Below are 18,361 nucleotides of genomic sequence, written 5' to 3'. Positions count from 1 at the left end.
TCGGCCTCAGGCTCGGTCCGCGACGCGTTCGCCGAGTAGTCCCTGTGGGCGCAGCAGCAGGACCAGGATGAGCAGGACGAAGGCCCAGACGGAGGCCCAGCTGCCGCCGCCGAGTTGCTGCATGCCGGGGATGTTGGAGATGTAGGCGGTGGCCAGGGCTTCGGCGAGGCCGAGGACCAGTCCGCCGAGCATGGCGCCGTAGATGTTGCCGATGCCGCCGAGGACGGCGGCGGTGAACGCCTTGAGGCCGGCCTCGAAGCCCATGCTGTAGTCGACTTCGCCGTAGCGCAGGCCGTAGCAGACGGCGGCGACGGCGGCGAACAGGGCGCCGATGCCGAAGGCGGCGGCGATGATCTTGTTGGTGTCGATGCCCATCAGCTGGGCGGTGTTCGGGTCCTGGGCGGTGGCCTGCATGGCGCGTCCGGTGCGCGAGCGCTGCACGAACAGCGCCAGGATGATCATGCACAGCGGGGCGGCGACGACGGTGAACAGGTCGCCGGCCTGGATCCGGATGCTGCCCAGGTGCCAGGGCCCGGCGGCCAGTTGGGGAAAGGTGCGGGGGCTGGTGGCCTTGGGGTAGAGGTTGTGCACGGCCTGCTGGAGGGCGAGCGAGAGGCCGATCGCGGCGATCAGCGGGGCCAGCCGTGGGGCGTTGCGCAGCGGCCGGTAGGCGAACCGCTCGGCGCCCAGGGCGATCAGCACGGAGGTCAGTGCGCCGCCGATGAGCATCAGCGGCAGGGCGAGCCAGAGGCTGGTGCCGTGCGGCAGCACCAGGTAGACGGTGAGCGCGCCGAAGCCGCCGGTCATGAAGATCTCGCCGTGGGCGAAGTTGATGAGCTGCACGATGCCGTAGACCATCGTGTATCCGATGGCGATGAGCCCGTAAGTGGAGCCTAGGAACAGGCCGTTGGCGAGTTGTTGCGGCAGGGTGTGCACCGCAGCCTCCAGGTCGCTGTGCTGACGTCGCATGGGTGCGCGCGGGCCGCGGGGTCTGCGGCGGCCGCACGGATGGGGGTCCCCGGCCGGAGGCCTGGGGAGGGAGCGGGGCCGCGCGCGGGTGGGCGGCGGCCCCGTGACGGTGGTGGTGCCGGGCGGGATCAGCCGTTGTAGGTACCGGTCTTGACCGAGACCCACTTGCCGCCGGTGACCTGGTAGACCGTCAGCTGCTTGTTGGTGGTGTCGCCGTACTGGTCGAAGGAGACGTGGCCGGCGATGCCGTCGAAGTCGACCTTCTGCACGGCGTCGACCACCTTGGACCGGGTGTCCGAGCTGATCTTGCCGCCGTTGGCGGACAGCACGCTGCCGACCGACTTGATGATCGCGGTGGCCGCGTCGTACGAGTAACCGCCGTAGGAGCCGTAGTCACCGGGGTAGTTGGCGGACTTGTACTTGGCGATGAAGTCCTTGGCGGTGGCCAGGGTGTCGACCGGGACGCCGACGGCGGTGGCGTAGTCGCCCTCGGCGGCCTGGCCCGCGGTGGAGATGTAGGTGGTGGCGTACATGCCGTCGCCGCCCATCAGCGGGATGTTGGCGCCGGCCGCCTTGAGCTGCTTGGTGAGCAGCGAGGACTCGTCGTACTGGCCGCCGTAGTAGAGCAGGTCGGCGCCGGAGGACTTGATCTTGGTGACCAGCGTCGAGAAGTCCTTGTCACCGGTGTTGACGTGGTCGGTACCGGCGATCGAGCCGCCGTCCTTCTGGAAGGAGTCCTTGAAGATGGAGGCCAGACCCGCGCCGTAGGTCTGCTTGTCGTCGACCACGAAGGCCTTCTTCTTGCCGATGCCGCTCGCGTACTGGGCGGCGAAGGCGCCCTGCAGGGCGTCGGTGGTGGCGGTGCGGAAGTAGGTCTTGTACGGGCGCACCTTCTGCCCGCTGGCCCAGTTGGGGCCCTGGGTGAGCTGCGGGTTGGTGTTGGAGGGCGAGATCTCGACCAGGTTGGCGGCCGAGAAGACCTGCTGCATGGACTGCGCCACACCGGAGTTGAGCGGTCCCACGACGCCGAGCACGCTGCTGTCGGCGACCAGCGCGGTGGCGTTCTGCTGACCGGTGGCGGGCTGCGCCTGGTCGTCCAGCGCCTTGACGGCGAAGGTGACGCCGGGCACCAGGTGGTTGGCGTTGGCGTCGTCCACGGCGATCTTCACGCCGTACTCGATGCCGAGGCCGGTGTTGGAGTTCTCGCCGGACAGCGGGGCGTCGACGCCGATGGTGACGGTCAGGCCGGAGGCGGTGCTGCTGCCGCTGCTGCCGCCGCGCGAGCCGCAGGCCGTGACGGTGAGGGCTCCGGTGAGGGCAATGCTCAGCACGAGCAGTGAACGATGACGCACGAGGGTCCCCTTCTGGTCTGAAAGGCAGCGGGCCGAGGGCGGCCGGCGGCCGGTTCGCGCACTGGGGCAGCCCGAACTGGTGGCCCGATCCGGTGGCGCGGTGACTGGCGGTGACTCTAGAGCGAGGGGCGCGGTGGTGGCAGGGGTGTGCGCCTGCTGTGATTCTCTTGTTATGAGTGAGGCATGCGGTTGTCTCACATCATGGGCATTTGAGGTTTTCGGCTCTGCTGCCGAGCTCCGGAGGGTGGCGGAATTCCGCGCCAAGTCACGTGAAATCTCGTGGTGATGGGCAACCCGTTCGCTGAGCGGACGTCAATGTCCGAGCTGGCCGATCCGGGCGCTCTTGTCCGGAATTCGGACTGGACGCAGTGTCGGCGAGCGCGTCACGTGGTGCTTGGTCAAGACGCCGTAGGCAGGTCGGGCCGCCTGTGTATTACCCAGCGTTACAAACGAGGGTGGCGGCCGCCCGGCGCGGTCGATCGGTGGTCGGCCCGTGGCCGGCCTGACCCAGGCCCCCGGACGGCCGCTGACATGGCTGCGCCCCCTCGTAGGCCATGGACCTGCCCAGCGGGGGCGGCGGCCAAACGAGGGGGCGCGTCAGCTCTTGGGTGCTTCTCGGGCGCTTCTCGGGCTCTCGGGTCTAGAGGTCGCGCAGGGCGCAGGTCAGGCGGCAGCTGGTGAGCCGGCGGCCGGTGTCGTCGGTGACCGCGATCTCGTAGGTCGCGGCGGTGCGGCCCTTGAAGACGGCGGTGGCAACCCCCGTGACCAGCCCGGAGGTGGCCGAGCGGTGGTGGGTGACGTTGAGGTCCACGCCCACCGCGTACCGGCCGGGGCCGGCGTGCAGCATCGCGCCTATCGAGCCGAGCGTCTCGGCCAGCGCGGCCGAGGCGCCGCCGTGCAGCAGGCCGTACGGCTGCTGGTTGCCCTCCACCGGCATGGTCCCCACCACCCGGTCCCCGGAGGCCTCCACCACCCGGATGCCCATCTTGTCGCCGAGGGTGCCGCCGGAGAAGGTGCTGGGCTCCACGCCGAGCTTGGCGAAGTGGTCCAGCACGTCCTGCGGAACGTCCAGCACCAGCGGTGCCCGGGTGGCGGGCGCCTGGGCGGGGCTGTCGGTCGGGGCTTGCTCGGTCATCGGTCTCTCTCCTGCATCGCCGGGGGTGATCGCCTCTCGTGATCGCCTTTCGTGATCGTACGGCCGGGGCCCGGCCGGGCGCCGGTGAGCCCGGTCGTGGCTGGTCGGTGTTGTCGGCGGGGCGCCCTAGGATCGGGGGCGGCAGTGAAACCGGCAAGGAACGGACGTTGACGTGGCTACGCGCAGTGCGGTGCAGAACGCGGGCGGTACTGGCGCATCAGCCGGGGCCCGGCCCCGGCTGATGCTGCTCGACGGCCATTCGCTGGCCTACCGGGCGTTCTACGCGCTGCCGGTGGAGAACTTCAACACCTCCACCGGGCAGCCCACCAACGCCGTCTACGGCTTCGCCTCGATGGTCGCCAACACCGTGCGTGACGAGGCCCCCAGCCACCTCGCGGTGGCCTTCGACGTCTCCCGCAAGACCTTCCGCTCCGAGGCGTTCCCCGACTACAAGGCCAACCGCGCCAAGACCCCCGACGAGTTCCGCAGCCAGATCGGCCTGATCGGCGAACTGCTGGACGCGATGAAGGTCACCCGGCTCTCGCTGGAGGGCTTCGAGGCCGACGACATCATCGCCACCCTGGCCACCGCCGCCGAGGCGGACGGCTTCGAGGTGCTGATCGTCACCGGCGACCGGGACGCCCTCCAGCTGGTCACCGAGCACATCACCGTGCTCTACCCCACCAAGGGCGTCTCCGAACTGACCCGCTACACCCCCGAGAAGGTCGCCGAGAAGTACGGGGTGACGCCCCGTCAGTACCCGGACCTGGCCGCGCTGCGCGGCGACCCGTCGGACAACCTGCCCGGCATCCCCGGCGTCGGCGAGAAGACCGCCGCCAAGTGGGTCAACCAGTTCGGCTCCTTCGACGATCTGGTGTCCAGGGCCGATGAGGTCAAGGGCAAGATCGGCGAGAAGCTGCGCGAGCACCTCGACTCGGTCAAGCGCAACCGGGTCCTCACCGAGCTGGTCCGCGACGTCGAACTGCCGCTGGGCGTGGCCGAGCTGGGCCGCGAGCCGTTCGACCGCGAGGCGGTCGGGCAACTGATGGAGTCGCTGGAGTTCCGCAACACCAACTTCCGCGACCGGGTCTTCGCGCTCGATGTGGGCACCGCAGCGGCGGCCGAGGAGGCGGTGGCCGCCCCCGGCATCGAGGTGGCGGGCGAACTGCTCACCGAGGCGGGCGCGTTGGCCGGCTGGCTGGCCGAGCACGCGGCCGGCCCCGCCCAGGTCGCGCTGGCGGCCGTCTACCAGTGGGCGCTGGGCAGCGGCGAGGTGCAGGAGGTGGCGCTGGCCACCGCCGAGTCCGCCGCCTGGTTCGACCCCAGCCAGCTGGCCGAGGAGGACGAACGCGCCTTCGCCGCCTGGCTCGCCGACCCCGAGCGCCCCAAGGCGCTGCACATCGCCAAGCAGGTGCTGCGCGCCTTCGCCGAGCGGGGCTGGGGGATCGAGGGCATTGCCGCCGACACCGCGCTCGCCGCCTACCTGGAGAAGCCCGGCCGGCGCACCTTCACCCTGGAGGTGCTCGCCGAGGAGTACCTGGGCCGTTCGCTGGCGCCGGTGGAGGTGGCCGAGAGCGGCCAACTCGCCTTCGACGCCCCGGAGGAGACCGCTGACGTCGACGGGGGCACCGCCGGTGCCCGCGCGCTGATGGTCCAGGCCCGCACCGTGCTCGACCTCGCCACCCTCTTCGAGGCGCGGCTGGCCGAGGCCGGCGCGGTGGAGCTGGTGCGCGACATGGAGCTGCCGATCGCCGCGCTGCTGGCCCGGATGGAGCGCACCGGCATCGCCGCCGACCGCGCCTGGCTCCAGTCGCTGGAGCAGCAGTTCGCCGCCGAGATCCAGCGCGTGGTGGAGGAGGCGCACCGCGCGGCCGGCCGCGAGTTCAACCTCGGCTCGCCCAAGCAGCTGCAGGAGATCCTCTTCGGCGAGCTGGCGCTGCCCAAGACCAAGAAGATCAAGACCGGTTACACCACCGACGCCGACGCGCTGACCTGGCTGGCCGGCCAGACCGACAACGAGCTGCCGGTCATCCTGCTGCGCCACCGCGACCAGGCCAAGCTGCGCACCACGGTCGAGGGCCTGCTCAAGACGGTCTCGCCGCAGGGCCGCATCCACACCACCTTCAACCAGATGGTCGCCGCCACCGGCCGCCTCTCCTCGCAGGACCCGAACCTGCAGAACATCCCGGTGCGCACCGAGGAGGGCCGCCTGATCCGGCGGGCCTTCGTGGTCGGCGAGGGGTACGAGTCGCTGCTGACGGCCGACTACTCGCAGATCGAACTGCGCATCATGGCCCACCTGTCCGAGGACGCGGCGCTGATCGAGGCCTTCGCCAGCGGTGAGGACCTGCACACCACGGTCGCCTCCTCGGTCTTCAGCGTGGCCCCCGAAGCCGTCGACGCCGAGATGCGCCGCAAGATCAAGGCGATGTCCTACGGCCTGGCCTACGGCCTGTCCGCCTTCGGGCTCTCCCAGCAGCTGGGCATCAAGCCGGCCGAGGCCCAGGGCCTGATGGACACCTACTTCGAGCGCTTCGGCGGCATCCGCACCTACCTGCACCGGGTGGTCGAGGAGGCCCGCGCGACCGGCTACACCGAGACCCTGCTCGGCCGCCGCCGCTACCTGCCCGACCTCACCAGTGACAACCGCCAGCGCCGCGAGATGGCCGAGCGGATGGCGCTCAACGCCCCCGTGCAGGGCTCCGCCGCCGACATCGTCAAGATCGCGATGCTCCGGGTCGACGCCGAGCTGGCCAAGGCGGAGCTGCGCTCGCGGATGCTGCTCCAGGTGCACGACGAAATCGTGCTCGAACTGGCGCCGGGCGAACGCGAGCCGGTCGAGGCCATCGTGCGCGAGCAGATGGCCGGCGCCTACGACCTGCGCGCCCCCCTGGACGTCTCGGTCGGCGTCGGCCCCAACTGGGAGGCGGCGGCGCACTAGAGCCTGTCGTCAAACCCCCTTCTGCTCGGCGAGGCCCGCGTGATGATCATCTCGCCGGAGAACTCGACCTTGATGTTCTTCGGCGCGATCCTGCGGGCTTCCTCGATCAGGTCGAGATGGTGCGCGTACCTCTGTCCTCCAGAGCTGACTCGCCCCAGCGTAGAGGGCCGACTCCTTGACCAGGGTTACTTGCGCGGGTTCGTGCGCTTGGTCGGTTGGGCGGTGCTGGGGTCCTCGGGCCAGGGGTGACGGGGGTAGCGGCCGCGCAGGTCGGCGCGGACGGCGCGGTAGCCCTCGCGCCAGAACGAGGCGAGGTCGCCGGTGACCGCGGCGGGGCGGCCGGCGGGGGAGAGCAGGTGGATGGTGAGCGGGACCCGGCCGCCGGCCAGTGCGGGGGCCGCGGGCCAGCCGAAGAGCTCCTGGAGCTTGACGGCCAGCACCGGCCGCTCGGTCGCGTAGTCCACCCGGATCCGCGAGCCGCTGGGGACGGTGATCCGCTCGGGGGCCAGCTCGTCCAGCCGGCCCGCCTCGCCGGTGGCCCAGGGCAGCAGGCGCTGCAGGGCCGAGGTGGTGTCCAGGCGTTCCAGGTCGGCCCGGCGCCTGGCGCGGGAGAGCTCGGGTTCCAGCCACTGCTCGGCGGCGGCCAGCAGCGCCTGGTCGCCGACGTCGGGCCAGGGCGCGCCGAGCGCGTGGTGCAGGAAGGCGAGCCGGGCGCGCAGCGAGCGCGCGCCCTCCGGCCAGCGCAGCAGCTCGGTGACGCCCTCGCGGGCCAGGCCGTCGAGCAGCGCGGCCCGCAGCAGCGCCGGGTCGGGGGCGCGCAGCGCGGCCTCGTCGAGTTCGAGTGCGCCCAGGGCGGTGAGCCGGCGTGCGGTCAGGTCGCCGCGCCGGCTGCCGGGCGGGGTCGCCCAGCGCACCTCGTCCCGCTCGGTGAGCAGGTGGGCGGCGGCGGTGCGCGCGGTGTCCTCGTCGATCGGCACGGCCCGCTGGACGCGGGCCGAGGGGGCACCCGCGGGCCGGTCGGCGACCGCGATGGCCAGCCAGGGCGCGCCGCCGAGCGCCGAGCCGGGGGCGGTCTCGGCGGCCGTGCCGGAGGCCATCAGGAAGGCCCCGCCGCGGGCCCGTGCCACCCGCTCCGGGTGGGCGAGCGCGACCACCAGGCCGGTGGCGGCCGCATCCGGCAGCGCGCCGTCGGGTGCCTTCGCCTGGGCGCCCGGCAGTTGGGCGCGCAGCCGGCGGACCTCCTGGCGCCAGCGGCCCGCGTAGGGGTCGGTGGCCTCCCGCACCGCGCGCCACACCGCCATCAGGTCGTCCCCGAGCGCGCGGGGAGGCTCCTCGGAGAGCAGCGCGACCAGTTCAGCCGCCCGCCGCGCCCCCACCAGCGGCGCGCCGTCCAGCAGCGCGCGGGCCAGCCGCGGGTGCAGCCCGGTGCGCGCGAAGCGGCGCCCGCGCTCGGTGGCGCGCCCGTCCGCCGTCACCGCGCCCAGCGCGAGCAGCGTCTGCCGGGCCGCCGCCAGCGCCCCCGCCGGCGGCGGGTCGGGCAGCGCGAGTCCGTGCGCGTCCGGGTCGCCCCAGCAGGCGGCCTGCAGCGCGAATCCGGTCAGGTCGGCGAGCGCGATCTCTGGTGTGGGGAAGCGCGGGGCCCGGGCGTCGGCCACCTCGGCCCAGCAGCGGTACACCGTCCCCGGCGCCTCGCGCCCGGCCCGTCCCGCGCGCTGGCGCCCGGCGGCGAGCGAGGCCCGCACGGTGACCAGGCTGCCGAGCCCGCGGGCGTGGTCGGTGCGCGGCTCCCGGGCCAGTCCGCTGTCCACCACGATCCGCACGCCCGGCACGGTCAGCGAGGACTCGGCCACCGAGGTGGCCAGGATGACCCGGCGGCGCGTCCCGGCCATCAGCGCCGCGTCCTGCACGGCCGCCGGCGCCTGCCCGTGCAGCTGGAGCACGTCCACGCCGTCCAGGCCGGTGAGCCGCCCGGCCACCCGCGCGATCTCGCCGACCCCGGGCAGGAAGCAGAGCAGGTCGCCGCGGTGCTCGGCCAGCGCCCGGCGCACCACCGCGGCCACGTGCTCCAGCAGGGCGGGGTCGGTGCGTGTGCCCTGCGACGGTCGCACGGCGTGCGGTGGCGGTGCCCACACCACCTCGACGGGGTGCGCGCTGCCGTGCGCTTCCACCACTGGGCCGTCGTCCAGCAGCCGCGCCCAGGCCGCGGTGTCCGAGGTCGCCGAGGCGACTACCACCGCCAGCTCGGGCCGCAGCGTGGCGCGCACGTCCAGCAGGAAGGCGAGCGCGGTGTCCGCGTCCAGGTGCCGCTCGTGGCACTCGTCCAGCAGGACCAGGTCCACCCCGGGCAGCTCCGGATCGCGCTGCAGCCGTTGCAGCAGCACGCCCGTGGTGACCACCTCGACCACCGTCGCGGGGCCCACCACGCGCTCGCCGCGGATGGTGTGGCCGACCCTGTCGCCCACCTTCTCGCCCAGCAGATGGGCCATCCGCCGGGCCGCCGCCCGCACCGCGAGCCGCCGGGGCTCGGCCACCAGCACGCTGCGGCGAGGGCCGGCGGAGTCCAGCAGCCCGGCCAGCGCGAGCGGCACCAGGGTGGTCTTGCCGGTGCCGGGTGGCGCCGCCAGCACGGCCACGCCCCGTTCGTCGAGGGCGGCGGCCAGGGCGGGCAGGGCGGTACGGACCGGGAGGTCGAGAGTCACGGGTGCAAGTATTCAGCCCCGGGGCCTCAGGAAGATCGCCGCCTCAGCAGGACCGCTGCCTCACGAGGACCGCTGCCTCACGAGGACCGCTGCCTCACGAGGACCGCTCGCTCACGAAGACCGCCGTCCCCGGCAGGTGCTTGCCGCGCAGCGGGCTCCAGCCGCCCCACTCCTGCCGCAGCTCGGCCGGCCACTCCGGCTCCACCAGGTCGAGCAGCGTGAACCCGGCGGCCACCAGCTCGCGCACCCGGTCGCCGAGCGTGCGGTGGTGCTCGACGTAGCTGGCCTGCCCCTGCTCGTCCTGCTCGACGTAGGGCGTGCGGTCGAAGTAGGAGGCGGTCGCGGTCAGCCCTTCCACCCCGGGCTCGTCGGGGAACGCCCAGCGGATCGGGTGGGTGACCGAGAAGACCCAGCGCCCGCCGGGGCGCAGCACCCGGTGCACCTCGCGCATCAGCGCCGCGGTGTCCGCGCTGAACGGCACCGCCCCGTACGCCGAGCAGGCCAGGTCGAAGGAGCCGTCCGCGAACGGCAGCACCGCCGCGTCCGCCTGCACCAGGGCGACGGGCCGATCCCCGCGCGACAGGTCGATCCGCCGCGAGTGCTGCAACTGCCGGTGCGAGATGTCGAGCGCCACCGGCCGGGCGCCCTGCGCCCGCAGCCAGCGCGAGCACTGCGCGGCGCCCGCCCCGATCTCCAGCACCTCGCGGCCGGCGAGTTCGGCGGTGGGGCCGAGCAGCTGGGCCCGGGCCTCGTCCAGGCCCTCGGGGCACCAGACGAAGCGGTCGTCGCCGAGGAAGGCGCCGTGCTCGTCCTGGTACTCGTCGGCGTTGCGGTCCCACCAGTGGCGGCTGGCCCGGCTGCTCTCCTCGGCCGGGGCCGGGCGGCGCAGCGCGAAGTCCTCGTCGGCGGATTCCTCGGGGGCTGCCTCGGCGGCCGGGTTGCCAGGGGTGACGGCGGCAGGGGCGGTGTCGGGGATCATCATGCGCCTCGCGTAGGGTGGGGGATGCGGAAAGCGCCGCTGCATGTGACCACCCCTTCTCGGGGCCGGGAGCAGGCGGTGGCATCCGGGGAGCGGGCCCTGTCGACTGCCACTCCGCACGCGAGCAAGCTGGCTCGCGTGAGGTGCGCAGTTGGAGGATATGGCCTGATCCATACCAGACCGGCCGGTCTCGCCTTCTTCGGCGTTGACCATGGCTGACTGTCCCCGTATGCTACAAGTTGCGCTGCGGGCCTGCGCGCCTCGGACGGAGCAGGTCGCGCTCGCGTCTGTCGAAGACCCCACGGTCGCAAGACGGACCCCTCCTGAATTACCAGGACGGTGGGCCGTGTTCTGGGCTGTCCGGCTTTCGGTGGGAGCGATACGGGCCCTCCGCGTGGCATTACCTACGACTTCATGTCCGTACCGGAGCCCTTTTCCTAATGACGAGCCCCACCGACACCTCTGTCAGCACCACCCCGCAGGTTGCGGTCAACGACATCGGCGACGCGGAAGCCTTCCTCGCGGCGATCGACGAGACCATCAAGTACTTCAACGATGGCGACATCGTTGAGGGCATCATCGTGAAGGTCGACCGTGACGAGGTGCTCCTCGACATCGGTTACAAGACCGAGGGTGTCATCCCCTCCCGCGAGCTCTCGATCAAGCACGACGTTGACCCGCACGAGGTCGTCAAGGTCGGCGACGAGATCGAGGCCCTGGTTCTCCAGAAGGAGGACAAGGAGGGTCGTCTGATCCTGTCCAAGAAGCGTGCGCAGTACGAGCGCGCCTGGGGCACGATCGAGAAGATCAAGGAAGAGGACGGGATCGTCACCGGTACCGTCATCGAGGTCGTCAAGGGTGGTCTCATCCTCGACATCGGCCTCCGTGGCTTCCTCCCGGCCTCGCTGGTCGAGATGCGCCGCGTTCGCGACCTCCAGCCCTACGTGGGCAAGGAGCTCGAGGCCAAGATCATCGAGCTGGACAAGAACCGCAACAACGTGGTCCTGTCCCGCCGTGCCTGGCTGGAGCAGACCCAGAGCGAGGTCCGCCAGACCTTCCTCACCACCCTGCAGAAGGGCCAGGTGCGCTCCGGCGTCGTCTCCTCGATCGTCAACTTCGGTGCCTTCGTGGACCTGGGCGGCGTCGACGGTCTCGTCCACGTCTCCGAGCTGTCCTGGAAGCACATCGACCACCCGTCCGAGGTTGTCGAGGTCGGCCAGGAGGTCACCGTCGAGGTTCTCGACGTTGACATGGACCGCGAGCGCGTCTCCCTGTCGCTGAAGGCGACCCAGGAGGACCCGTGGCAGCAGTTCGCCCGGACGCACCAGATCGGCCAGGTCGTCCCGGGTAAGGTCACCAAGCTGGTTCCGTTCGGTGCGTTCGTCCGCGTGGACGAGGGCATCGAGGGTCTGGTCCACATCTCCGAGCTGGCCGAGCGCCACGTGGAGATCCCGGAGCAGGTCGTCCAGGTCGGCGACGAGATCTTCGTCAAGGTCATCGACATCGACCTCGAGCGCCGCCGCATCAGCCTCTCGCTGAAGCAGGCCAACGAGTCGCTCGGTGCCGACCCGGCCTCGGTCGAGTTCGACCCGACCCTGTACGGCATGGCTGCCTCGTACGACGACGCCGGCAACTACATCTACCCCGAGGGCTTCGACCCCGAGGCGAATGACTGGCTGGCCGGCTTCGACAAGCAGCGCGAGGAGTGGGAGCGCCAGTACGCCGAGGCGCAGGCCCGCTTCGAGCAGCACCAGGCCCAGGTCATCAAGAGCCGCGAGGCCGACGCCGAGGCCGCTGCCGAGGGTGGCGACGCTGTTGCCGCCGCCGCCGGTGGCAACTACACCTCCTCCAGCGACGAGGGCTCCGGCGCTCTCGCCTCGGACGAGGCGCTGGCCGCCCTGCGCGAGAAGCTGGCCGGCGGCCAGAGCTGATCGCACCAGGGCAGCTCGGCTGAGCTGAACTGAGAGTGGGCCCCCACCCGGGAGACCGGGTGGGGGCCCACTTGTCGTTCACGGGCTGTCGTTCACGGGCTGTGGTTCACGGGCCGGTCGCCCGGTGTTCATCGGGTGACCGGCGCCGCGCAGTGCGCTGATGTGACAAGGCGCTCATGCCAACCTTATGGGTCTTTTAGGACACAACACCTAGCGTGGGACGAGTTGCCCGACGGGCTTCCCCGCTCTCGCACGCTAGGCCTCCCGCTTGATGCGCTCCTTCGCCGCACCAACCTCAGCACCTGCCGCCGCTCCCGGCCGGCTCGCCGTGCTCGGCCGTTTCTGCCACCGCCACCGGCGCTGGGTGCTCGCCTTCTGGGTGGCCGTGCTCGCACTCGGCGTCCTGATCGGCGGCCGGGTCTTCGAGGGCTCCGTCACCAACACCTCCTCCGACGGCTACGAGTCGACCAGGGGCGCCGCCGTGGTGGCCGCCGCCGACCCGTCGGCGGGGACGGTCACCGCCGTGGTCGATGGCGCACCGGTGGACACCCCGGCGGTGCGCGACGCCGTCACCGCCGCCGCCCAGGACCTGGCGAAGCTGCCCGGTGTGCTCTCGGTCTCCGACGCCTACCAGGGCGGCCGGCAGGCGCTGCGGTCGGCCGACGGCTCGGCGAGCCTGGTGGACGTCAGGCTCGCCGCCGACTCCACCGTCAAGCAGCAGCAGGCGGTCGGCCAGCAGCTGGCGAACCTGAAGGTGCCGGGCGCCCAGGTGACCGTCGGCGGTGATCTGGTGCTCCAGCACGAGGTCAAGGCGCAGACCCAGTCCGACACCAAGTTCGGCGAGATCGTCACCCTGCCGCTGACCCTGATCGTCATGGTGCTGGTCTTCGGCGGGCTCGCCGCGGCCAGCCTGCCGGTGATCGGCGCCGTCGCCTCGGTGGGCGGCGCGCTGCTCGCGATGTTCGGCTTCAGCCAGATCATGGACATCGACACCACGGTGCTGCCGATCGCCACCGTGCTCGGCCTGGGCCTGTCGATCGACTACGCGCTGCTGATGGTCAACCGGTTCCGCGAGGAGCGCGGGCGCGGCGCGGAGCAGGCCGCCGCCGTGGAGCGGACGGCCGCGACGGCCGGGCGCACGGTGGCCTTCTCGGGGCTGACGGTGGCGGTCGCGCTCAGCGGGCTCTTCGTCTTCACCAGCCCGGTCTTCCGGGCGGTGGCCGCGGCGGGGGTCAGCGTGGTGGTGATCGCGGTGCTCGCCGCGCTCACCCTGGTCCCCGCGCTGCTCGGCTTCGCCGGGCACCGGATCAAGCCGCCCAAGCACTCCGAGCCCGACGAGGGCTTCTTCGCCCGCACCGTGCGCCGGGTGCAGCGCCGGGCGGTGCCGGTCGCGCTGATCTGCGTCGCGCTGCTGACGGCGGCCGGGGCGCCGTTCCTGCACGCCGACATGCGCAGCACCGGCGCCGCCGTGCTGCCGACCAGCTCGGCGGGCCGGCAGGTCAGCGACACCATCGCGCAGCGTTTCCCGCAGGTGGCGCCCGCCCCGGTGACGGTGGTGGTGCAGGGCGGTGAGCAGAGTGCCGCGCACTACGCCGACACCGTGGTCGCCAAGCTGCCCGAGGTCGCCGGGGTGCGCGCGGTGCAGCCGGCGGGCCCGGACCTGAGCACCGTCGAGGTGCTGGTGCACGGCGATCCGCAGGGCGGTGCGGCCAAGTCGGTGGTGAACGAGCTGCGCGCCGACCGCGGCGGGCTGACCACCTATGTGACGGGCGACGCGGCGAGCGTGGTCGACTTCCAGCACGAGCTGCTGGCCCGCGGGCCCTGGGCGCTGGGGCTGGTGGCCGTCGGCACCCTGGTGTTGCTCTTCCTGATGACCGGCTCGGTGGTGATGCCGGTCAAGGCGCTGCTGATGAACCTGCTCTCGCTGGGCTGTTCGCTGGGCGCGCTGACCATGGTGTTCCAGTTCGGCTGGTTCAGCGGGCTGCTCGGCTTCACCCCGACCGGGGGCCTGGAGACCTTCATCCCGGTGCTGGTCTTCGCCTTCGCCTTCGGGCTCTCGATGGACTACGAGGTCTTCCTGCTGGCCCGGATCAAGGAGCTGCGCGACCAGGGCTACAACTGCAAGGAGGCCGTGCAGCTGGGCCTGCAGCGCAGTGGGCGGATCATCACCTCGGCGGCGCTGCTGATGGTGATCGTCTTCGCCGGTTTCGCGGCCGGGCAGATGCTGATGGTCAAGCAGATGGGCATCGCGCTGGCGGTGGCCGTGGCGGTGGACGCGACGCTGGTGCGCTGTCTGCTGGTGCCGGCCGCGATGTCGCTCTTCGGCGAGTTCAACTGGTGGGCGCCGGCGCCCTTGCGCCGGCTGTACAACCGGTTCGGGCTGCGCGAGCACGTGGCGCTGCCGCCGCTCGCGGTCCCCGCCGCGGCGGCGGTGCCGGGCCCGCGCACCCCGCGGGCAGTGGCGGAGGAGCCGGTGCCTACTCGTTGACGCAGGCGTTGCCGAAGCCGGAGTTGCCGATGCCGCCGAGGTTGGCGGAGTCGCAGGCCGCGGCGCTGCCGGCGCCGGCGAGGATCAGACCGCACAGGGTGACGGTCAGCAGCGGCAGCGCGCGGCGCTTCGACAGCAGGCTGGGGGCGGGCGCCGGTCGGGCGGGCAGGGCGTCGGTGCGCAGGGAGGTCACGCGAGGGTCCTTAGGGCTGGGCGGGACGGATCTGCCCAGCACAACGACGGCCGGTCCGCAAAGGTGACTGCCGCGCCTCAGCCGATCCGGCGCAGCAGCTCGACCGCCTGGCGCAGCACGTGCCGCTCCGGCTCGGTCAGCTCGCGCTCGATCGCCTCGGCCAGGCGCTGCTCGCGGCGGCGGCGCTGATCGTGCAGCGTCTCGACGCCGGCCTCGGTGGCGCTCAGCACCAGCTTGCGCCCGTCGCTGGGGTGCGGCTGCTGGCGGACCAGGCCGGCCTGGAGCAGCAGGGTGACGGTGCGGGCCATCGACTGGTGGCGCACCCGCTGGCGGTCGGCCAGTTCGGCGGTGGTGTGCGGGCCCTCGCGGACCAGCCAGCCCAGCGCGCCGATCTGGTTCTGCGGCAGCGCCGTGTCGGCCCGCACCAGGCGCACCAGGTCGCCGACGGCGGCGCGCAGGTCGGCGGCGAGCTGGAGCGAGGCGGGATCGGTGCTCATGGGGCAACCATACCCAAAATTTGTACAGCAGAGCTGTGCAGCATTGCTGTACTGTTTTTCCCATGCGACTCACCAAATTCGGACATGCCTGCGTCCGCATCGAGCAGGACGGCACCACGCTGGTGATCGACCCGGGCGCGTTCACCGAGCCCGAGGCCGTCCAGGGCGCCGACGCGCTGCTGATCACCCACGAGCACTTCGACCACTTCACCGAGGACCAGGTGCGCGCCGCCCTCGCGGCCAACCCCGCCCTGCGGATCTGGACCAACCGCGCGGTCGCCGACCAGCTGGCCGGCCTCGGCACCGCCGTGCGCGTGGTCGGCGCCGGTGACGCGTTCGAAGTCGGCGGGATCGACGTCTCGGTGCACGGCGAGTGGCATGCCGTGATCCACCCCGACATTGCGCCGGTCGGCAACATCGGCTTCCTGCTGGACGGCCGGGTCTTCCACCCCGGCGACGCGCTGACCGTCCCCGAGCACCCGGTGCAGACGCTGCTGCTGCCGATGGCCGGGCCGTGGAACAAGGTCGGCGAACTGATCGACTACGTCCGGGAGGTGAAGCCGGCCCAGGTGCTGGGCATCCACGACGCGGTGCTCAGCGAGATCGGGCTCGGGATCGGCGAGCGCTGGCTGGGCGCGGAGCACGGCCCGGGGACGGGGGCGCCCTACCGGTACCTGCCGTCCGGTGGCGGCCTGGAGCTGGACGCTGTGTAGTCTGCCGCCATGCGGAAGATCGGACTGACCGGCGGTATCGGGGCGGGCAAGAGCGCGGTCGCCAAGCTGCTGGTCGCCCATGGGGCGGTGCTGGTCGACTCCGACCGGATCGCCCGCGAGGTGGTGGCCCCGGGCACGCCCGGACTCGCCGCCGTGGTCGCCGAGTTCGGCTCCGGCGTGCTCGGCCCGGACGGCGCGCTGGACCGCCCCGCGCTCGGCGCCGTGGTCTTCGCCGACCCCGAGCGGCTGGCGGCGTTGAACGCGATCGTCCACCCGCTGGTGCGGGCCCGCTCGGCCGAGCTGGAGGCGGCGGCCGAGCCGGACGCCGTGGTGGTGCACGATGTGCCGCTGCTCGCGGAGAACGGGTTGCAGGGGCTGTTCGACCAGGTCGTCGTGGTGGACGCCGACGAGCAGGTCCGGCTGGCGCGCCTGGTCGAGCTGCGCGGCATGGCCGAGCAGGAGGCCAGGGCGCGGATGGCCGCTCAGGCCACCCGCGAGCAGCGGCTGGCCGTCGCCGACCTGGTGGTGGAGAACAACGGCACCGAGGCCGAACTCGCCGAGCGGGTCACGGCGCTGTGGCAGCGCCTGACGTCGACGGCTGGATGAGGTCCCAGCGGTTGCCGTAGAGGTCGGCGAAGACCGCCACCGTGCCGTAGGGCTCGGTGCGCGGCTCCTCCAGGAAACGCACGCCGGCGGCCAGCATCCGCCGGTGGTCGCCCGCGAAGTCGGCGGTCTGCAGGAACCAGCCCACCCGGCCCCCGGTCTGGTCGCCGACCCGGGCCAGCTGCTCGGGCCTGCCCGGCCGGGCGAGCAGCAGGCCCGCGCCGCCGTCCCTGGGCCCCACCACCACCCAGCGTCCGCCGTCGGCGCGCGGGCTGTCCTCGCGCAGCTCGAAGCCGAGCGCCCGGACGTAGAAGTCGATGGCCTCGTCGTAGTCGCGGACCAGCAGAGCGGTGTGCGTGATCATCCGGCCACCCTAGGGCTTGTCTGACAGTTCGCGTCGCGCGCCCGGCGGGAATTGTCAGACAAGCCCTGAGCCTGGCCACGGCTACCGCTTGCGGCCGATCGCGGCCCAGATGCCGGTGTGCGCGTCGGTCTGCGCGGGCGGCTGGTCGGGGCGCCACTGGGCGACGGTGACCAGGCCGGGCTCCAGCAGTTCGAGGCCCTCGAAGAACCGGGCCACCTGCTCCTTGTCGCGCAGGGTCAGCTGGGCGGAGGCGCTGCGGTACACCGCCGGGCCGTGGCCGCGCTCGTCCTGCGGCAGGAAGTCGGCGGTGCCGTGCGAGAGCGCCAGGTAGCTGCCGGGCGGCAGCGCCTCGACCAGCTCGCGCACGATCGCGTGCGGGTCGTCCGCGTCGTCGACGAAGTGCAGGATCGCGAAGAGCAGCAGCGCCACCGGCTCGCCCGGCGCCAGCAGCCGCTGGACGGCCGGGTCCTTGAGGATCTGCGCCGGTTCGCGCAGGTCGGCCTGGACCACGGTGGTGCTGCCCGCCGCGCTGCCGGAGAGCAGCGCGCGGCTGTGCACCAGCACGATCGGATCGTTGTCCAGGTACACCACCTGGGACTCCGGGTGGACCTGCTGCGCCATCTCGTGGGTGTTGCCGGCCGTCGGGATCCCGGTGCCGACGTCGATGAACCGCCGCACCCCGAGTCCGGCCAGCTCCCGTACCGCCCGCTGCAGGAAGGCCCGGTTGGCCCGGGCGGCGATCCGCACCATCGGGCTGGACGACAGCAGGTGTTCGGCGGCGGCCCGGTCGGCGGGGAAGTTGTCCTTGCCGCCGAGGTAGTAGTCGTACATCCGTGCGGGGTGCGGTATCTCCGGGTGCAGCTCCGCCGGCGGTGGCGTGTCGTCCGCCCAGGACATCCAGCTCCGATCGACACCCAGCTGATCGTCGGTCATCACTGTTCTCCCGGTTCCAGGTTGCCGCCCCGCGGTGGCGCTCCGGGAGAGCCTAAGGCCTGTGGTGGCCCGGTGACATGGACTTCTCCCGACCGAATGAGGATTGCAGCCGGCGGGCGCCCGGGCCCTCGGCGCCCTGGATGTCGTGCGGGTTGTACAGGGCGCACTTGCCCAGCGAGAGGCAGCCGCAGCCGATGCAGCCGGTGAGGTGGTCGCGCAGGCGTTGCAGGTCGGCGATCTGGTGGTCGATCCGGGTCTGCCAGGCGGCGGCGACCGGAGCCCACTCGGCGGCGCTGGGGGAGCGGTCGACCGGGAGGCCGGCCATCGCCTCGCGGGCCTCGTCCAGGGAGAGGCCGACGGTTTGGGCCGCGCGCACGAAGGCCACCCGGCGCAGCATCTGACGGGGGAACAGCCGACGCCCGCCGGCCGTGCGCTCGGCGTGGATCAGGCCCAGCTCTTCGTAGTAGCGCAGCGCGCTGGGCGCCAGTCCGCTGCGGGCGGAGAGTTCGCCGATGGTCATCCGGGGCTGCTGGGTGGTCATGGCCGCCATTCTAGGGCTTGACC

Annotated in this window: 15 protein-coding genes; 5 read left to right on the top strand and 10 right to left on the bottom strand. The window is 72.3% G+C overall.

Features of this window, described 5'->3' with window-relative positions; translation table 11 throughout:
• Positions 1-6 precede the first annotated feature (6 nt).
• From ACFZB9_RS00915 to ACFZB9_RS00905, 3 genes are all read right to left on the bottom strand, one after another.
• A complete protein-coding gene (locus ACFZB9_RS00915; RefSeq protein ID WP_391443305.1) occupies positions 7-936 on the bottom strand; it encodes a branched-chain amino acid ABC transporter permease in 930 nt (309 codons plus the stop codon).
• A 161-nt stretch (positions 937-1,097) separates the two neighbouring features.
• Complete coding sequence (locus ACFZB9_RS00910; protein WP_391442624.1) at positions 1,098-2,321, bottom strand: branched-chain amino acid ABC transporter substrate-binding protein; 1,224 nt, start codon at positions 2,319-2,321, stop codon at positions 1,098-1,100.
• Between the two features lie 640 nt (positions 2,322-2,961).
• A complete protein-coding gene (locus ACFZB9_RS00905) occupies positions 2,962-3,456 on the bottom strand; it encodes a PaaI family thioesterase (protein WP_391442623.1) in 495 nt (164 codons plus the stop codon).
• A 241-nt stretch (positions 3,457-3,697) separates the two neighbouring features.
• On the opposite strand from ACFZB9_RS00905, the gene polA reads away from it, so the two are divergent.
• The gene (gene polA / locus ACFZB9_RS00900; RefSeq protein WP_391443304.1) at positions 3,698-6,397 is read left to right on the top strand and encodes a DNA polymerase I; all 2,700 of its coding nucleotides are present in this window, start codon (positions 3,698-3,700) and stop codon (positions 6,395-6,397) included.
• A 185-nt stretch (positions 6,398-6,582) separates the two neighbouring features.
• Here the strand turns inward: polA and hrpB are convergent, their stop codons facing one another.
• Both hrpB and ACFZB9_RS00890 read right to left on the bottom strand, forming a co-directional pair.
• On the bottom strand, positions 6,583-9,108 hold the full coding sequence (gene hrpB / locus ACFZB9_RS00895) for an ATP-dependent helicase HrpB (RefSeq protein WP_391443303.1): 2,526 nt from the start codon (positions 9,106-9,108) through the stop codon (positions 6,583-6,585).
• Between the two features lie 82 nt (positions 9,109-9,190).
• A complete protein-coding gene (locus ACFZB9_RS00890) occupies positions 9,191-10,075 on the bottom strand; it encodes a class I SAM-dependent methyltransferase (protein ID WP_391443302.1) in 885 nt (294 codons plus the stop codon).
• A gap of 440 nt (positions 10,076-10,515) precedes the next feature.
• Between ACFZB9_RS00890 and rpsA the strand changes: the two genes are divergently transcribed.
• Both rpsA and ACFZB9_RS00880 read left to right on the top strand, forming a co-directional pair.
• Positions 10,516-12,006 (top strand): 30S ribosomal protein S1, encoded by a 1,491-nt coding sequence (gene rpsA / locus ACFZB9_RS00885; protein WP_391442621.1) that lies wholly within the window; start codon positions 10,516-10,518, stop codon positions 12,004-12,006.
• A gap of 271 nt (positions 12,007-12,277) precedes the next feature.
• On the top strand, positions 12,278-14,494 hold the full coding sequence (locus ACFZB9_RS00880) for an MMPL family transporter (protein WP_391442620.1): 2,217 nt from the start codon (positions 12,278-12,280) through the stop codon (positions 14,492-14,494).
• Here ACFZB9_RS00880 and ACFZB9_RS00875 read toward each other — a convergent pair.
• Positions 14,484-14,687, bottom strand: a complete 204-nt coding sequence (locus ACFZB9_RS00875) for a hypothetical protein (RefSeq protein ID WP_391442618.1) — start codon at positions 14,685-14,687, stop codon at positions 14,484-14,486. The two genes, ACFZB9_RS00880 and ACFZB9_RS00875, sit on opposite strands and share 11 nt — an antisense overlap.
• Before the next feature lie 77 nt (positions 14,688-14,764).
• A complete protein-coding gene (locus ACFZB9_RS00870; RefSeq protein ID WP_391442617.1) occupies positions 14,765-15,184 on the bottom strand; it encodes a MarR family winged helix-turn-helix transcriptional regulator in 420 nt (139 codons plus the stop codon).
• Between the two features lie 62 nt (positions 15,185-15,246).
• Between ACFZB9_RS00870 and ACFZB9_RS00865 the strand changes: the two genes are divergently transcribed.
• Both ACFZB9_RS00865 and coaE read left to right on the top strand, forming a co-directional pair.
• Positions 15,247-15,897, top strand: a complete 651-nt coding sequence (locus ACFZB9_RS00865; RefSeq protein ID WP_391442613.1) for an MBL fold metallo-hydrolase — start codon at positions 15,247-15,249, stop codon at positions 15,895-15,897.
• 9 nt (positions 15,898-15,906) lie between these two features.
• The gene (coaE, locus tag ACFZB9_RS00860) at positions 15,907-16,503 is read left to right on the top strand and encodes a dephospho-CoA kinase (RefSeq protein ID WP_391442612.1); all 597 of its coding nucleotides are present in this window, start codon (positions 15,907-15,909) and stop codon (positions 16,501-16,503) included.
• Here coaE and ACFZB9_RS00855 read toward each other — a convergent pair.
• The 3 genes from ACFZB9_RS00855 to soxR form a co-directional block, all read right to left on the bottom strand.
• Positions 16,463-16,864, bottom strand: a complete 402-nt coding sequence (locus ACFZB9_RS00855) for a VOC family protein (RefSeq protein ID WP_391442610.1) — start codon at positions 16,862-16,864, stop codon at positions 16,463-16,465. The two genes, coaE and ACFZB9_RS00855, sit on opposite strands and share 41 nt — an antisense overlap.
• An 81-nt stretch (positions 16,865-16,945) precedes the next feature.
• The gene (locus ACFZB9_RS00850; RefSeq protein ID WP_391442609.1) at positions 16,946-17,797 is read right to left on the bottom strand and encodes an SAM-dependent methyltransferase; all 852 of its coding nucleotides are present in this window, start codon (positions 17,795-17,797) and stop codon (positions 16,946-16,948) included.
• 52 nt (positions 17,798-17,849) lie between these two features.
• Positions 17,850-18,338, bottom strand: coding sequence for a redox-sensitive transcriptional activator SoxR (gene soxR / locus ACFZB9_RS00845; RefSeq protein WP_391442607.1), 489 nt, complete (start codon positions 18,336-18,338; stop codon positions 17,850-17,852).
• Positions 18,339-18,361 lie beyond the last annotated feature (23 nt).

The organism is Kitasatospora sp. NPDC008050 (assembly GCF_042957465.1).
GTDB lineage: Bacteria > Actinomycetota > Actinomycetes > Streptomycetales > Streptomycetaceae > Kitasatospora.
Note: the sequence above shows the minus strand (reverse complement) of the source record. Positions and strands in the feature narration are given on the sequence as shown.

What these genes read in the sequence shown, in the direction of transcription:
- ACFZB9_RS00880 (WP_391442620.1), top strand. Translation starts at nt 12,278, where the DNA reads ATGCGCTCCTTCGCCGCACCAACCTCAGCACCTGCCGCCGCTCCCGGC.
- coaE (WP_391442612.1), top strand. Translation starts at nt 15,907, where the DNA reads ATGCGGAAGATCGGACTGACCGGCGGTATCGGGGCGGGCAAGAGCGCG.
- ACFZB9_RS00855 (WP_391442610.1), bottom strand. Translation starts at nt 16,864, where the DNA reads ATGATCACGCACACCGCTCTGCTGGTCCGCGACTACGACGAGGCCATC.
- ACFZB9_RS00870 (WP_391442617.1), bottom strand. Translation starts at nt 15,184, where the DNA reads ATGAGCACCGATCCCGCCTCGCTCCAGCTCGCCGCCGACCTGCGCGCC.
- soxR (WP_391442607.1), bottom strand. Translation starts at nt 18,338, where the DNA reads ATGACCACCCAGCAGCCCCGGATGACCATCGGCGAACTCTCCGCCCGC.
- polA (WP_391443304.1), top strand. Translation starts at nt 3,698, where the DNA reads ATGCTGCTCGACGGCCATTCGCTGGCCTACCGGGCGTTCTACGCGCTG.
- ACFZB9_RS00905 (WP_391442623.1), bottom strand. Translation starts at nt 3,456, where the DNA reads ATGACCGAGCAAGCCCCGACCGACAGCCCCGCCCAGGCGCCCGCCACC.
- ACFZB9_RS00850 (WP_391442609.1), bottom strand. Translation starts at nt 17,797, where the DNA reads ATGACCGACGATCAGCTGGGTGTCGATCGGAGCTGGATGTCCTGGGCG.
- rpsA (WP_391442621.1), top strand. Translation starts at nt 10,516, where the DNA reads ATGACGAGCCCCACCGACACCTCTGTCAGCACCACCCCGCAGGTTGCG.
- ACFZB9_RS00865 (WP_391442613.1), top strand. Translation starts at nt 15,247, where the DNA reads ATGCGACTCACCAAATTCGGACATGCCTGCGTCCGCATCGAGCAGGAC.
- ACFZB9_RS00890 (WP_391443302.1), bottom strand. Translation starts at nt 10,075, where the DNA reads ATGATCCCCGACACCGCCCCTGCCGCCGTCACCCCTGGCAACCCGGCC.